The sequence below is a fragment of the Halomonas sp. 111 genome (assembly GCF_052379685.1).
Lineage (GTDB): Bacteria > Pseudomonadota > Gammaproteobacteria > Pseudomonadales > Halomonadaceae > Vreelandella > Vreelandella citrativorans.
On sequence record NZ_JBQSYV010000025.1, the window covers coordinates 1 to 14,837 of the forward strand.

Here is a 14,837-nt window from a genome sequence, read left to right on the forward strand (position 1 = left end):
TGGACATCTTCAAGATCAAGTTCCCGGTCGCGACCGTCATTGTCGGTTTATTAGCGTTTGCCACCTTCCCCTGGAAGCTGGTTCAACCGGGCTCGGCTGCCGGTTTACAGCTGTTTGTCCAAACCTACTCGGCCTTTCTTGGCCCTATCTTTGCCATTCTGGTGGTGGATTACTACATCATCCGCCGCCGCACGCTGGATATCAGCAAGCTCTACGACCCCACCGGCCCTTATCAAGGCGTCAATAAAGCGGCTCTCGTTGCGACCGCGGTGGGCATCTTGGCAGCACTCTTTTTCTCTGCGGTCTCCTGGTACGCCAGTTTAATTCCCGCCGGCCTGACCTATTACCTGCTGATGAAACACTGGCCCGCCTGCCAGCGTTTTACACGCTAACCCTTCCCAATCCGACGGCTGCCTACGTGCAGCCGTGCTGACGATTAATGCAGAGAGACTATGCAGGAGCTATTCTCCTCAGCTCTGGCAGCGTGTTCTACTTTGGCTTGATGCGACAGTTTAGACGATGTAAAAGCGCCATCGGCTTTGTGCCGATGGCGCTTTTTTAGAGTGCAGGCAGCAACGAAAACGTCAGCGCCTAGTGGTTTTTCTCAAGCGTTAAATGGTTGTCTATTTCCTTTATTCTGTCTTCCGTGTGGTGATTGACGTACAGCACCGTGGTTTCCTTGCCTTCACAGATTTTCTCGATGAGCGCGAGAACGAGCTGGCGGTTCATGTCATCAAGGCCCAGGCAGGGCTCGTCGAGTATTAGAAGCGGCGGGTGCTTCACCATGGCACGGGCAATCAGTAGCAACCGCTGGTCGCCGTAGGAAAGCTTATTGAACGGCTGGTCGGCACGCGTTTTCATACCCAGTAAATCAAGCCATTGGTCGGCAATCTTTTGCTGATTATCGGTAGATTTTGTGTAAACGCCGATACTATCAAAAAAGCCCGAAATGATGACGTTCCTGCAGCTAGTGCTGACACGATACTCCCATTGCAGGGCCGTGGAGACATAGCCGATGAACTGCTTGATCTGCCAGATACTTTCGCCGTTACCGCGCTGGAAACCAAACACGAAAATATCGTTGGTATAGCATTGCGGGTGATCTCCCGTGATCAAGGACAACACGCAGGTTTTACCGCTGCCGTTAGGACCACTCAGTTGCCAGTGTTGCCCGCGTTCGATCGTCCAGTCGAGCTGGTCCACAATGACGGTATCGCCGTATTTAATCGTCGCTTGTTTAAGCTTCACTAACGGCTGGTTGGGGTCGAGCGCGGGCAACTGATGGGCAGGGTCGGCCTCGGGTACGCTTAAGTCAGTCGTTTTCAAATGCAGCAGTTGGTAAAGCTCGTTGAAGGCGGCCTCATCCTGGCGGTCTACTGTAAACGCCAGTCGCCCACCTTCCCTACGCGCTCTATTGCCTTGCTTTTTATTCTCTTGCGCCGGGTCTGGCCGGTCCTTATCCAGGTAAGCCACGTGAGTGATGAAGTCCGGCATTTCGTCGAAGCGATTGAGCACCATCACCATGGGGACGCTTTCGATAATAGAGGCAAGATGGGCTTGCAGCATGGCGAGCGTGTCGACGTCCAGGCCATCGAACGGCTCGTCCAGAATGAGTAAATCGGGCTTGTTAGCCAACGCTCGGATCAGCATGACTTTGCGGGTTTCACCCGTGGAGAGTTTGCGAAAGGCGCGGTCGAGGAGTTTCGTCAGCCCGAATTTCTCCACCAGTTCGTAAGCCAGTTCGGCATCCTCGCAGTGCTCGAAAATCATTTCACTGACCGGCGTGCCGAGCGACACGACATCCATGATGTCGGCATCGTCTTTTTTCAGCTCTTCTGCGATAAGCTCGGCTTGCGCTTCAAAAGAGACCAGCCCGACGCGCTCGGGAAGCCCTTGAACAGTGCCCGCTTCAATCTTGCCAATACCAGCCAGTGCCGCCGCGAGGGCCGACTTACCGGAACCGTTAGCGCCGGTGATGACCCAGTGCTGGTGAGGTTCGATGGTCCAGTCAATCTCGCTTAGAGTGAATCGATCATCGAAGCTGATCGTCGCATTGTTTAGCTGAATGCTCGCCAAGCGGATTGAAGGCTCCATGAACATGTTCCTTACATTGGTAAAAAAATCAGGGTTCGGAAAGTCTTTATCCAGGGACAAAAAAGCCGAGCATATCGTGGTGGATATCTCGGCTTTCCATTGACTAGCTAACGGTTAACCCGTGGGTTAAACGATCTTCTTCATATCCGCCATGTGGCCACGCAGCACGGCGCCAACAGCTTCCACCGGGTGAGCGCGAAGCGCATCGTTGACCTCGATCAATCGTGCGTTATCGACACCGTTGTCGTCCAGATCAAGGCCTTTACCGATGACATCGGATTTAATGCCCTTCATGAAGTCTGCCAACAGCGGCACACAGGCGTGGTTGTACAGGTAGCAACCGTACTCTGCGGTATCAGAGATCGTCGCGTTCATTTCGTACAATTTCTTGCGCGCGATGGTGTTCGCGATGAGCGGCGTTTCGTGTAGCGACTCGTAGTAGGCAGACTCGGCGATAATGCCCGCTGCGGTCATGGTTTCGAACGCAAGCTCAACGCCCGCCTTCACCATGGCGACCATCAAGATGCCGTTGTCGAAGAACTCCTGCTCGGAAATTTCAACGTCGCCAGCAGGCGTTTTCTCGAAGTTGGTTTCGGCAGTGTCTGCACGCCATTTCAGAAGGTTAGCATCATCGTTTGCCCAGTCTTCCATCATCGTGCGGGAGAAGTGGCCGCTCATGATGTCGTCCTGGTGCTTGTTGTACAGCGGACGCATGATGTCTTTCAGCTCTTCCGCCAGATCAAAGGCCTTGATCTTGGCCGGGTTGGAAAGACGATCCAGCATGTTGGTCACGCCGCCGTACTTAAGCGCCTCGGTGATGTTTTCCCAGCCGTACTGAATCAGTTTGGAGGCATAACCTGGCTCAATACCCTCTTCGATCATTTTATCAAAGCAGAGGATAGAACCGGTTTGCAGCATACCGCAAAGAATCGTCTGCTCGCCCATCAGGTCGGATTTAACTTCCGCGATGAAAGAGGACATCAACACGCCCGCTTTGTGGCCGCCAGTGCCCACTGCGTAGGCTTTCGCTAGCGCAAGCCCTTCGCCTTTGGGATCATTGGCTTCGTGCACAGCGATCAAGGTAGGAACGCCGAAACCACGAACGTATTCAGCACGCACCTCAGAACCCGGGCACTTGGGCGCCACCATGATGACGGTCAGGTCATCACGCACCTGCATGCCCTCTTCTACGATGTTGAAACCGTGGGAATAAGACAGGCAAGCGCCTTCTTTCATAAGCGGCATGACAGCGTTCACCACTGCGGTGTGCTGCTTATCCGGGGTCAAGTTCAGAACCACGTCCGCCGTCGGGATCAGCTCTTCATAAGTACCCACCACGAAACCGTTTTCAGAGGCGTTCTTCCAGGACTGACGCTTTTGCGCAATGGCTTCAGGACGCAGTGCGTAGGAAACGTCCAGGCCGCTGTCGCGCAGGTTCAACCCCTGGTTGAGACCTTGCGCGCCACAGCCAATCACTACCATTTTCTTGCCTTTCAGCGCGTCGACACCATCAGCAAATTCTGAGCTGTACATGAAACGACATTTTGCAAGCTGAGCCAGCTGTTCGCGTAGCGGCAAGGTATTGAAATAGTTAGCCATCGTTTACATCCTGATTAAGTATCATCACGCTATCGATGCACGACACACCGACACGAAAAAAGTGACACAGCCGCTCAATACGGGATCCAGCGCTATGTAAGTGAATCCAATCTAACCAAAAACGACTATTTCTTAAATTGATATATTTGCAACAACACGTCCCTATTTTCACAAAACGCTATTATCATGGCGCTTATGAACTTTAAACTTTTGAAACAATTCCTCGCGCTGGCCGAAACGCTGCATTTCGGCCGTGCAAGCGATGAGTGCTACGTCAGCATTTCTGCGCTTTCGCGCAACATCCGCCATTTGGAAGACGAACTGGGCGTGTCGCTGTTCAACCGCGACAACCGGACCGTGGTGTTGACTCAGGAAGGGCAAAAATTCCTCAAATATGCCCGCGATGCCAGCAGCCAATGGAATTTGATTCGTCATGAGTTAACCGACAATCTTGACCAATTAAGCGGTGAAATCAGTTTGTATGGCTCGGTGACGGCAAGCTACAGCTTTTTGCACGAGCTGCTTCGCCGCTTTCGTATCGCCTACCCGGCCATTGAAATCAAACTGCGCACCGGTGACCCGGAACACGCCATTGCGCACGTACTGGATGGTAAAGAAGACCTTAGCATCGCAGCAAAGCCTGCCCATCTACCGCGAGGCCTGGCCTTTAAGCCCATCGCTACGTCGCCGTTGCTGTTTATTGCCCCGCTGGAACAGCAAGTGCCGAATGCGCCAACCGGCACACCATTCACACCAGCAGAATGGGCGAACACGCCTATGATTCTATCGGAAAGCGGCGTTTCCAGAGCGCGTGTAGATGAGTGGTTTCGCAAGCTAGACATCTCGCCACGTATTTATGCCCAGGTCACCGGTAATGAAGCCATTGTCAGCATGGTGAGCTTGGGCTTTGGTATTGGCGTGGTGCCTAAAATCGTCCTCGACAACAGCCCATTGGTGGGTCGCATTCGAGTACTCGACGTAGCGCCGGAATTAGCACCCTACGATATTGGCTTGTTTACCCTGAAGAAGAACCTGAAAAACCCGCTGGTCGAGGCGTTCTGGAGCTTGATGTAAGCCCTGTTCGCGGCGTTAGCGATTAAGCTCACTTCAGTCCCCAAATATCTGCTGTAGGTCCGGGGCGCTCTCCTCTTCTTCGACCATGGAGAGCGAGGCTTCAATCGCTTTTAGGTGGCGGCTCATAAAGGCTTTGGCGCGCTCGCCGTTGCCGGACTCCAGATAGCCGATCAGGTCGTCATGGTCGTGGGATTCGCAGCCCAGGTGGCCACGGTGGCCATATACCGCAAGAATAAGCGATGAGCGCGAGCAGAGGCGTTCTACAAATTCGGCAAGCGTGGCGTTGCCAGAAAGCTGGGCGAGGCGCACATGAAAATCTGCTGACAGGCGAATAGCAGTGCTCTGTTGACCACTGCGCAGCGCGTGACGCTCCTCGCGGGCCATCTCGCGCAGTTCAGCAGCTTCTTTTTCACCGATTCGCTTTGCCACATCGGGCATTAATCCGCACTCGACAAGCTGGCGGGCATCGAAAACATCCTTGGCTTCATCGGCGGTGGGTCGGGTAACACTGGCACCACGGCGGGGCGTTAGGGTTACCAATTGCTCCAGCGCAAGGCGCTGTAAAATCTTGCGTATGCCGGTACGGCTAATGCTAAACACGTCGGCAAGCGCATCTTCACGCAGCCTGGCACCGGGCTTTAGGCGCTGTTCAACAATCGCATCGCTTACCGCACGATATATAGCATCGTGACGTTCATCGCCCTCTTTTTCTGGAGCAACCCGCTTCGCGGTCGCCTGCGCATCACTCATGTGGCTCTCCTATCGCCTCCTTACTTTGCATCGCGTCATGATATCGCGCTTGGCCTTGCTTGAGTGGGCGATATTACATGACGTTCGGCTAATGATGAGCAATAAAAAAGCGCTGCGTCCAGAGGATCGCAGCGCTTTCAGCGCCATGCAAATGGCTTAACAGGGATTTACTTTTTTGCCGACTCTGCTGACTTCTGAACGTTATCAGCCGCTTTCTGCGTGGCAGTGCTCGCCTTCTGGGCATTTTCTTCGGCCATTTTGGCGCTGTCCTGCATAAAGCTCTGGCTGATAGAGGTTACTTTTTCAGAATCCCCTTTCACCCGCTCCATGAAGTCACTTGCAACGCGCTGCTGGCTTTCCATGGCTTTCTTAAAGCCATCGGCATCTTTAACTTCCAGCCAGGTACGTGCTTGGGAAATGGTCATATCTGAATAAGCGCGGGCAGCATCAAGTTGAGCACCCATCAGCTTTTCATAGTAATCAAGCGCTGCATGCGTGTAAGAACGCATAGGTGACACAAAGGCAGACTCGAACTGTTGGGTGTTACTCTCTGCAGTCTTCATCATCACGACATCTCCTTGAGTTAGCTAGCAGGCCGCCGCCCGTTAGTCGTGGAGGCGCTGCTGATGCGTTGGCATTTGCCGCTGCTGTACGTAAACCTAGCAGCGCCTTTTGTGCATCGCAACATGGTTTTTTATATTCTCGTGCGCTACATGCCTCTACAGCTCTCAATATGATTTTAAATCAGCAGGTTATTCGATTTTTAATTTAAATCACGAATCGTGATTGCCTGGCGCGCAACCCCATTATGAGCATCCAACATACGCGTAAACCACTCGGTGACCGGATCATCGGGTTCGGTCAACGGCTCAAGCGAGACGGTGTGTGTCCACATCATGCTTCCAAACAGTAAGTAATCGATACCGCTGGGTGTTTCGCCATCTAGAAAAGGACTGCCATGTAACTGATCACGTACCGCCGCCAGCACTTGGTAAAGCTGCTGCTTGCCCTGCTCGGGGTTATGCACATCTTCCAGGCGTGCCCCAAAGCGCGCTTCACGGGTTTTACGAAAGTAATCACGATCATCAGGGTGAATGGCGGCCAATAAATCCAGTGCAACGCTACGAAACAGGGCAGGCGTTACGCTGCGCTCGACATAGTATTTAAAAAATAGCGCGCGTTGGTACGCCACTCCTTCACCCAAAACAGGGGCATCGGGATAGGCTTTATCCAGGTAGCGCATTATCTTAAAACTATCGGTAATGACCTGATCCCCATCGCACAGCACCGGGACTTTATCGTAGTCGGCGAACGCCAGCGCCTGCTTGTCCTCAAACCGCCAAGCGATGGTGTTATAGGCCAGGCCTTTATGAGCAAACGCCATACGCACGCGCCAGCAATAGGGAGAAAAACGCAGTCGTTCGTCACGGCCACACAGGTCATAGAGCGTACGTGTCATGTTTTTGCCCTTACCGTTAATGAAAAGAGGAAATTTAAAATGGCGCATTCATCGCCATTGAGATTAAAGCACTGGATGGAGAAGTAGCGAGCCCCAGCACTGTCTTTTAGTCTAATAACGACCCTCTTCAATGAAGCTTAAAAACAATTAACAATGCATATAAAACAATCATTTAAAATTCACGAAAGAGCTTATATAGACCTTACAAACTTGCCCCTTTTGGCAAGACCTGTTTCGTAATAGTGTTATTTTTTGCTCTGAGCCGTATCTTTTCAATGTTGCGCTTAGGAAGCCTCTGATTAACGTAATGAGCACAGGTCAGACAAGGCAAAAATCAACGAAAAAGCGGAATTTACAATCTGTAAATGAGCATTTTAAGATGATTTTTAACGCAGTATGACCAAGCGCAATAGTTAATCAGAGGCTTCTTAGCACTTAAACCATTAGACAGAGTTAGCGCATACCCATAAATAAAAAGGCGGTTTTCTTATGAACGAAACAACACTTGCTCTTCTGGCTTTTTTGCCATTACTGCTGGCAGGTATTTTACTCGTTGGTTTTAAAATACCGGCCAAAATAGCGATGCCGATTGTATTCCTCACCGCAGCCACTATTGGGCTGACGGCTTGGGATATGTCATTTAGCCGCGTGGCCGCCTCGACTATCCAAGGCCTTATCCAAACAGCAGGCCTGCTGTGGATTATTTTTGGCGCCATTTTGCTGCTCAATACCTTGAAGCATTCAGGGGGCATTACCGCTATTCGCAATGGTTTTTCAGGCATCAGTCCAGACCGCCGCGTTCAGGCACTGATCGTTGCCTGGCTGTTTGGTTGCTTTATTGAAGGCGCTTCTGGCTTCGGCACTCCCGCTGCCGTGGCCGCACCGCTAATGGTTGCCTTGGGCTTCCCGGCACTTGCCGCTGTCGTGGTGGGCATGATGATCCAATCTACCCCGGTGTCGTTCGGTGCCGTGGGCACGCCTATTATCGTGGGCGTGGGCAGCGGACTGGACCGTGCGGGCATAACGACACAATTGGAAGCGGATGGCTCCACTTGGGGCACATTTTTCCAACTGATCACCAGCGAAGTGGCTATTACGCATGGCATCATCGGCATCTGCATGCCGCTGATTTTGGTACTGGTGATGGTGCGTTTCTTCGGCGCCAACCGCTCCTGGAAAGAGGGTCTTTCGATTGTACCGTTTGCCCTTTTCACCGGCATTTCATTTGTGATTCCTTATATGCTGGTGGGCGTTTTCCTGGGCCCGGAATTTCCCTCCATGATTGGTGCCATGGTCGGCCTAGCGATTGTTGTACCGGCAGCGCGTAAAGGCTTTTTACTTCCCAAAGATACCTGGGACTTTCCGGAATCAACCTCTTGGCCGGATGAGTGGATCGGCAACCTGCAAATCAAGCTTGAAGATGTGGCCGGAAAAGCCCCGATGTCTACTTTTATGGGCTGGGTTCCCTACGTATTGCTGGCGCTGTTCCTGGTAGCTTCACGAACCATTGAACCGCTGCGGATGGCGCTCACCTCTATCAGTCTGGACTGGAACAATATTCTAGGCGAAACGGGCGTTAGCGGGGGTGTACAGCCGCTTTACCTGCCAGGCGGGATTATTTTGGCGGTAGTGATCGTGACCTACTTCCTGCACAAGATGAACCCGAGCAAAATAAGCGCGGCGGTATCAGAATCCACCAAAACGATATTGGGCGCGGGCTTTGTACTGATTTTCACCGTACCCATGGTACGTATTTTGATCAATTCAGGGGTTAACGGGGCGGATCTGGTATCAATGCCGGTAATGATGGCGCAGGCAGTTGCTCATGGCATGGGCAACATTTACCCCTTCTTCGCCCCCACAGTGGGTGCCATGGGTGCCTTTATTGCAGGTTCCAATACGGTTTCTAACCTGATGCTGGCAGAGTTTCAATTTAACGTCGCCCAAACGCTGGGTGTTTCAACTGCCATGATGGTGGCTCTGCAGGCAGTCGGTGCCGCTGCGGGTAACATGATTGCGATTCACAACGTTGTGGCGGCTTCTGCGACCGTTGGCCTGCTGGGCCGTGAAGGTACGACCATTCGTAAAACCATTATCCCCACCATCTACTATCTTGTCTTCGCAGGCATTATTGCGATGGTAGCGTTCTATGTGCTTGGCGTTACGGACCCACTTATGTAGAACATCTGGTTAGCGTCACCCTTTACGACACCCCAAGCCTGCCTTGGGGTGTCGTGCTTTAAACGCAAGGAACGTCGTTAGAAAGCCGCGCATTCGTTGATGTGATAGTTGATGTGATCGCTAATGTAATAGTTGATGTGCTAATCGATGCGTTTTAGCGAGGTTGCATGCTGCTGGCCGCGTATGACATAGCTTTGCGCGTTCAGCTTAAGCCCTTCTATGGCATCAGCAGAAAGCGTGCGTACTACCCGCGCAGGTGAGCCCACAATCAGCGAGTTAGGCGGAAACACAGCGCCCTCTTTAATAAATGCCCCCGCACCTACCAAGCTGTTTTCACCGATCACCGCGCCATTAAGCACCACGGCTTGAATACCGATCAAACAGCCATCGCCTACGCTACAACCATGCAGCATGGCCTGGTGACCCACCGTAACACCGCGCCCCACTTTGAGCGGATACCCCGGGTCGGCATGCAATACCGCGCCATCCTGAATATTGCTCTCTTCGCCTATTTCCAAAAGGTCGCTGTCACCGCGCAACACCGCTTGATACCAGACGCTGGAGCGCGCTTTTAAGGTTACCTGCCCTATCACGTCTGCGGTTTCAGCAACGTACACGTCGTCATGAATATCAGGCTGGTGCTCACCGAACTGGTAAATAGCCACATCGCTCTCCTTTGATTATTGTCATCGCCTAGGCTAGCGTCTGTGTCAGCCGCTGGGCAACGTGAATCTTTTAGCCAGGTACTTTTCAAGCCAGCATTTTCATCAACCAGGCATTTTCATCAGCAAAGCATTACCACGGCTCCATACGCATGGCTGAGCGCTCCAGGCGTTCGCTCTCTACTTCCAGCTCCCGTAGCAGCTCGGTAATGCTGGTGAGATGCTCCAGCGCCACCTGCCTGGCCTGTTCGGCGTCGCCTGCGACAACCGCATCATGCAGCCGGGCATGCTGGCGGTTGATCATTTCACGCGGCCCCGTACGGTGGTAAAGATGCTTAACCGAGGCAAATACCGAACTTAGCAGCAGGTCGGTCAGGCTTTGCAGTGTATGTACCAGCACCGGGTTGTGCGATGCCTGGGAGACGGCGAGATGAAAGGCGTGGTCAAGCCGCGCCAGCCGCTCAACGTCAATGCACTCGGCGTGCTCGGCATAATCCTCCAGCTCCTGGTAGCGCCGGGTAATCAACACGCGGTCCATGGAGGTACCTCTCGTCGCCGCCAAAAAAGCCGACTCTCCTTCCAGCAGAGCGCGCACTTCGAGCAGATCAAACAGCGTGCGCGGGTGATCATGGAACAGGTGCATCAACGGGCTTTTATCCTGCATGGGGAGAAGCGATGCCACGGTTGAGCCATGCCCTTGGCGAGTTTCAATCACGCCTCTGCTACGTAGAATGCGCAGGCCTTCACGCAGCGAGGCTCTGGATACTTTAAGCCGCTCGCAGAGGCGCCGTTCAGAAGGCAGCAGTTGGCTTGGCCGAAAGACGCCATCCAGAATCAAGCGCTCCAAACGGGCGGCAACATGGTCAGGCGTACGCAGGCCAAGCACAGGTTCTTGATTGGAAAAGGACATCTGTTTTCTCTCATCCAGGCGCTGGTTGGTCGCCCATGGCAAGGTACGATTTACCCGTTGGCAAGCAGGCGGCAGCGCGTTTCAACATCGACTAATTACTGGTCTGACCATTGCACCACACCCTGGACAACCGCACAAAAAAAGCTCAGATTGATGCCATAGCGAATTGACCGTGCGGTTACCTTTAACGATAAAAAAACCAGAGAAGTTGTGATGAATATTCTCTTTGATGAGCGTCTTGACGGCGAGCTGGTCCACCGCGATAAAGCCGAGGTTTTAAGCGATATACAGCAGGCAGTGCCCTCCATGACCCTGCTGCACCGGGAAGAAGACCTGCGCCCTTTTGAGTGCGATGGCCTGGCGGCGTACCGGGTGCTACCCATGCTGGTGGCGCTGCCCGAGAACCTTGAGCAGGTTGAAGCCCTGCTAAAGCGCTGCCACGCACTGGATGTGCCCGTAGTGACGCGCGGAGCGGGCACTGGCCTTTCTGGCGGCGCACTTCCGCTTGAACAAGGTGTGCTGCTGGTAATGTCGCGTTTTAATCGTATTTTAAGCGTTGACCCGGACGCCCGCCTGGCGCGCGTGCAGCCGGGGGTACGCAACCTGGCTATTTCTGAAGCGGCCGCGCCTTACGGGCTTTACTACGCCCCTGACCCGTCATCTCAAATCGCCTGCTCAATTGGTGGCAACGTGGCAGAAAACGCAGGCGGCGTGCACTGTTTAAAGTACGGGCTCACGGTGCATAACGTACTTCGTGTTGACGTACTTACTATTGAAGGCGAGCACATGACGCTGGGCGCCGAGTCGCTGGATGCGCCGGGGTTTGACCTTCTGGCACTGATGAATGGTTCAGAGGGCATGCTCGGTGTGGTGACTGAAATTACTGTTAAGCTGTTGCCCAAGCCGGAAACCGCCAAGGTCTTGATGGCAAGCTTCAACGATATTGAAAAAGCGGGCCGAGCAGTGGGCGACATTATTGCCGCAGGCATCATTCCAGGCGGGCTGGAAATGATGGACAGGCTAGCCATTAAAGCGGCTGAAGATTTTGTTAAAGCGGGTTACCCGATGGATGCTGAAGCCATTTTGCTCTGTGAGCTGGATGGCGTTGAGGCAGATGTAGATGACGACTGTGAAACGGTACGTCGGGTACTCGAAAAGGCAGGCGCCACACAGATTCAACAGGCCCGCGATGAGGCTGAGCGAGCCATGTTTTGGGCCGGACGTAAAAATGCCTTCCCAGCGGTTGGCCGTATGTCGCCTGACTACTACTGCATGGACGGCACGATCCCTCGCCGCGAATTGCCGCGCGTACTCAAGGGCATCGCCGCACTTTCTGAACAGAGTGGTCTGGCCGTGGCCAACGTGTTTCACGCAGGCGATGGCAACATGCACCCGCTGATTCTGTTTGATGCCAACAAAGAGGGGCAGCTTGCGCTTGCCGAGGACGTTGGCGGCAAGATTCTGGAGCTTTGCGTGGAAGCGGGCGGGTCCATTACCGGCGAGCACGGCGTGGGGCGCGAAAAAATCAATCAGATGTGCAGCCAGTTCCAGACCGATGAGATCTGCGTTTTTCATGCGCTAAAAGCCGCATTTGATGCAAAGCGCCTGCTCAACCCCGGTAAAAACATCCCTACGCTTGCTCGCTGTGCCGAATTTGGCGCCATGCATGTGCATAACAATGAATTGCCGCACCCGGAGCTTCCGCGGTTTTGATGGCATAAGGAACACTCATGACCGATCTAGCGATTAACGCCGCAGACCGCGATATTTCTGAGCGCCTGTGTGACCAGGTGCGTAACGCCTATGAAACGCGCACGCCACTGCGTATTGCAGGGGGGAACACTCGTGCGTTTTATGGCCGCCCTGTGGAAGGCCAGCCGCTGCACATGGCAGAGCACAGCGGCATTGTCTCTTACGACCCGGTAGAGCTGGTGGTCACCGTGCGGGCGGGCACACGACTAAGCCTGCTTCAGGCAGCGCTTGCCGAACACCATCAAATGCTCCCCTTTGAGCCGCCCTCCTTTGGTGAGAACAGCACCATTGGCGGCGCTGTGGCCACCGGGCTTTCTGGCCCCCGGCGCCCCTGGGCGGGTGCCGCACGCGACTTTGTGCTCGGCACACGCATTATTACCCAAGAGGGCAAACTGCTGCGCTTTGGTGGCGAGGTGATGAAAAACGTGGCGGGGTATGATCTTTCCCGCTTAATGACCGGTGCCCAAGGCACGCTTGGCGTACTGGCCGATATCTCCTTTAAGGTGCTGCCTGTTCCCACCGCAAGCCACTGTCTGCGCCTGCCACTAAGCCTTGAAGAGGCCTTACACAAACTGGCTGAACTTGGCCGCGAGCCGCTGCCCATCACTGCCGCAGCCTGGCACGCAGGCGAGTTATTTATTCGCCTGGAGGGGGGCGAAAGCTCGGTAAAAGCGACCCGTGAGCGCTTGGGTGGCGAACCGCTGGAGGCCAGCTTTTGGGCCTCGCTGCGTGATCATACCCATGACTTCTTTAAGTACCGCGATGCCCCACCGCTGTGGCGCCTTTCACTCCCTCCGAACACTGCCCCGCTTGCATTGGATATTCCCCAGCAAGATATCTTTTACGACTGGGGCGGCAGCCAGCGCTGGGTAAAAACCTCACTGGATGCAACAACGTTACGCAAGGCATGCCAGGCCGCCGGCGGGCACGCTACCTGCTACACCCCGCAGGCGCAAGGCGGAGCCGCTGAGCCCTTTACGCCATTAAACAGCGTGGTTGAAAAGTATCACCGTAGGCTGAAAACGGAGCTGGATACTCACGCTATTTTTAATCCCGGTCGTCTTTATGCGGCGCTTTAATCAGGAGAACTGATATGCAAACGCATTTTACCGATGCGGATCTTCAAAAGCCGCATATTCAGGAGGCGGAGCGCATTTTGCGCACCTGCGTACACTGCGGTTTCTGTAACGCGACCTGCCCCACTTACCAGTTGCTGGGCGATGAGCGTGACGGCCCCCGCGGGCGCATCTACCTGATGAAGGAGCTGCTGGAAAGCCACGACGACGATGACCAGGTCACCGCAGAAACCCGGCTGCACCTAGACCGCTGCCTGACTTGCCAGAACTGTGAAACCACCTGCCCTTCCGGGGTCGAGTATCACAAGCTATTAAATATCGGCCGCGCTGAAATTGAGCGTCGAGTACCGCGCCCGCCAGCCGAGCGTGCCCAGCGCTACGCGCTGCGTAAAATGATGGTGGAGCCAACGCGCTTCAAGGCGCTGCTTAAACTGGGCCAAACCTTCAAGCCGCTGGTGCCAAGCAAGCTACGCAATAAAATGCCAGCCGCGCCCGTTGATGCCGGCAAACGGCCGGGCAGTACGCAGCATACTCGGAAAATGCTGATGCTAGAGGGATGCGTGCAGCCTGGGTTATCGCCCAACACCAACGCCGCCACAGCGCGGCTGCTGGACCGATTGGATATTAGCTTAACGCCCGTCACAGAGGCGGGCTGCTGCGGGGCCATTGACTTTCACCTCAACGCCCAGGATGACGGCCGAGCACGCATGCGCGCCAACATTGACGCTTGGTGGCCACATATTGAGCAAGGAGCGGAAGCTATTGTTCAAACGGCCAGTGGCTGCGGGGCATTTATCAAAGAGTATGGCTATATGCTCAAGGATGACCCGCGCTATGCTGAAAAAGCCCAGAGAGTCAGTGCGCTGGCAAAAGACATTGTTGAGATACTTCGAGAGGAGCCCCTGGACGCCCTTCAGGTAAAAGAGACTCAGCGACTGGCCTTTCACTGCCCTTGCACGCTACAACACGCCCAGAAGCTTAACGGCGCGGTTGAAAGCGTATTAACCACGCTAGGGTTTACGCTGACCCCGGTGCAGGATGCTCATCTCTGCTGCGGTTCAGCGGGCACCTACTCGGTCACCCAGCCGGAACTCGCCACACAGCTGCGCGACAATAAGCTCAATGCCCTGGAAGCAGGCAACCCAGCGCTTATCGTAACGGCTAATATTGGCTGCCAAACGCACCTGGCAGGCGCGAACCGGACGCCGGTTCGTCACTGGGTCGAAGTGGTAGACGCCGCACTCGCTCAATAAAACTCATTAACCAACCAACAGGAAATA

At 54.2% G+C, this 14,837-nt stretch carries 13 protein-coding genes; 6 read left to right on the forward strand and 7 right to left on the reverse strand.

The features are described 5' to 3' along the window. On the forward strand, positions 1-392 hold a 392-nt coding region (locus ACT3T7_RS16285; protein ID WP_444631597.1), incomplete at its 5' end, for a cytosine permease. Positions 393-591: 199 nt separating this feature from the next. Here ACT3T7_RS16285 and modF read toward each other — a convergent pair. Together modF and ilvC are read right to left on the reverse strand one after the other, a co-directional pair. Continuing rightward, on the reverse strand, positions 592-2,094 hold the full coding sequence (modF, locus tag ACT3T7_RS16290) for a molybdate ABC transporter ATP-binding protein ModF (protein WP_193057148.1): 1,503 nt from the start codon (positions 2,092-2,094) through the stop codon (positions 592-594). A gap of 126 nt (positions 2,095-2,220) precedes the next feature. After that, entirely contained in the window at positions 2,221-3,693 is a 1,473-nt protein-coding gene (ilvC, locus tag ACT3T7_RS16295; protein WP_172117442.1) for a ketol-acid reductoisomerase, read from the reverse strand. A gap of 195 nt (positions 3,694-3,888) precedes the next feature. Between ilvC and ilvY the strand changes: the two genes are divergently transcribed. Next, complete coding sequence (gene ilvY, locus ACT3T7_RS16300; protein WP_172117441.1) at positions 3,889-4,767, forward strand: HTH-type transcriptional activator IlvY; 879 nt, start codon at positions 3,889-3,891, stop codon at positions 4,765-4,767. Between the two features lie 33 nt (positions 4,768-4,800). Here ilvY and ACT3T7_RS16305 read toward each other — a convergent pair whose 3' ends face one another. From ACT3T7_RS16305 to ACT3T7_RS16315, 3 genes are all read right to left on the reverse strand, one after another. Further along, the gene (locus ACT3T7_RS16305) at positions 4,801-5,517 is read right to left on the reverse strand and encodes a GntR family transcriptional regulator (protein WP_087111895.1); all 717 of its coding nucleotides are present in this window, start codon (positions 5,515-5,517) and stop codon (positions 4,801-4,803) included. A 167-nt stretch (positions 5,518-5,684) separates the two neighbouring features. Then, positions 5,685-6,083 carry a phasin family protein gene (locus tag ACT3T7_RS16310; RefSeq protein ID WP_444631598.1) on the reverse strand — a complete coding sequence of 133 codons (399 nt, stop codon included), beginning with the start codon at positions 6,081-6,083 and terminating at the stop codon, positions 5,685-5,687. A gap of 197 nt (positions 6,084-6,280) precedes the next feature. Next, a complete protein-coding gene (locus tag ACT3T7_RS16315) occupies positions 6,281-6,976 on the reverse strand; it encodes a glutathione S-transferase N-terminal domain-containing protein (protein WP_444631599.1) in 696 nt (231 codons plus the stop codon). Between the two features lie 489 nt (positions 6,977-7,465). On the opposite strand from ACT3T7_RS16315, the gene ACT3T7_RS16320 reads away from it, so the two are divergent. Continuing rightward, positions 7,466-9,157, forward strand: a complete 1,692-nt coding sequence (locus ACT3T7_RS16320) for an L-lactate permease (RefSeq protein ID WP_444631600.1) — start codon at positions 7,466-7,468, stop codon at positions 9,155-9,157. 140 nt (positions 9,158-9,297) lie between these two features. Here the strand turns inward: ACT3T7_RS16320 and ACT3T7_RS16325 are convergent, their stop codons facing one another. Both ACT3T7_RS16325 and glcC read right to left on the reverse strand, forming a co-directional pair. Next, complete coding sequence (locus ACT3T7_RS16325; protein WP_172117437.1) at positions 9,298-9,822, reverse strand: gamma carbonic anhydrase family protein; 525 nt, start codon at positions 9,820-9,822, stop codon at positions 9,298-9,300. Between the two features lie 130 nt (positions 9,823-9,952). Beyond that, complete coding sequence (glcC, locus tag ACT3T7_RS16330) at positions 9,953-10,729, reverse strand: transcriptional regulator GlcC (protein ID WP_444631601.1); 777 nt, start codon at positions 10,727-10,729, stop codon at positions 9,953-9,955. A 213-nt stretch (positions 10,730-10,942) separates the two neighbouring features. Here glcC and glcD point away from each other — a divergent pair, with 213 nt between their 5' ends. From glcD to glcF, 3 genes are read left to right on the forward strand one after another with little or no spacing between them, the layout of a single operon-like run. After that, entirely contained in the window at positions 10,943-12,442 is a 1,500-nt protein-coding gene (gene glcD / locus ACT3T7_RS16335) for a glycolate oxidase subunit GlcD (protein WP_444631602.1), read from the forward strand. A gap of 17 nt (positions 12,443-12,459) precedes the next feature. Then, the gene (gene glcE, locus ACT3T7_RS16340; RefSeq protein WP_444621520.1) at positions 12,460-13,560 is read left to right on the forward strand and encodes a glycolate oxidase subunit GlcE; all 1,101 of its coding nucleotides are present in this window, start codon (positions 12,460-12,462) and stop codon (positions 13,558-13,560) included. Between the two features lie 14 nt (positions 13,561-13,574). Next, positions 13,575-14,810 carry a glycolate oxidase subunit GlcF gene (glcF, locus tag ACT3T7_RS16345; protein WP_444621519.1) on the forward strand — a complete coding sequence of 412 codons (1,236 nt, stop codon included), beginning with the start codon at positions 13,575-13,577 and terminating at the stop codon, positions 14,808-14,810. Positions 14,811-14,837: the final 27 nt, after the last annotated feature.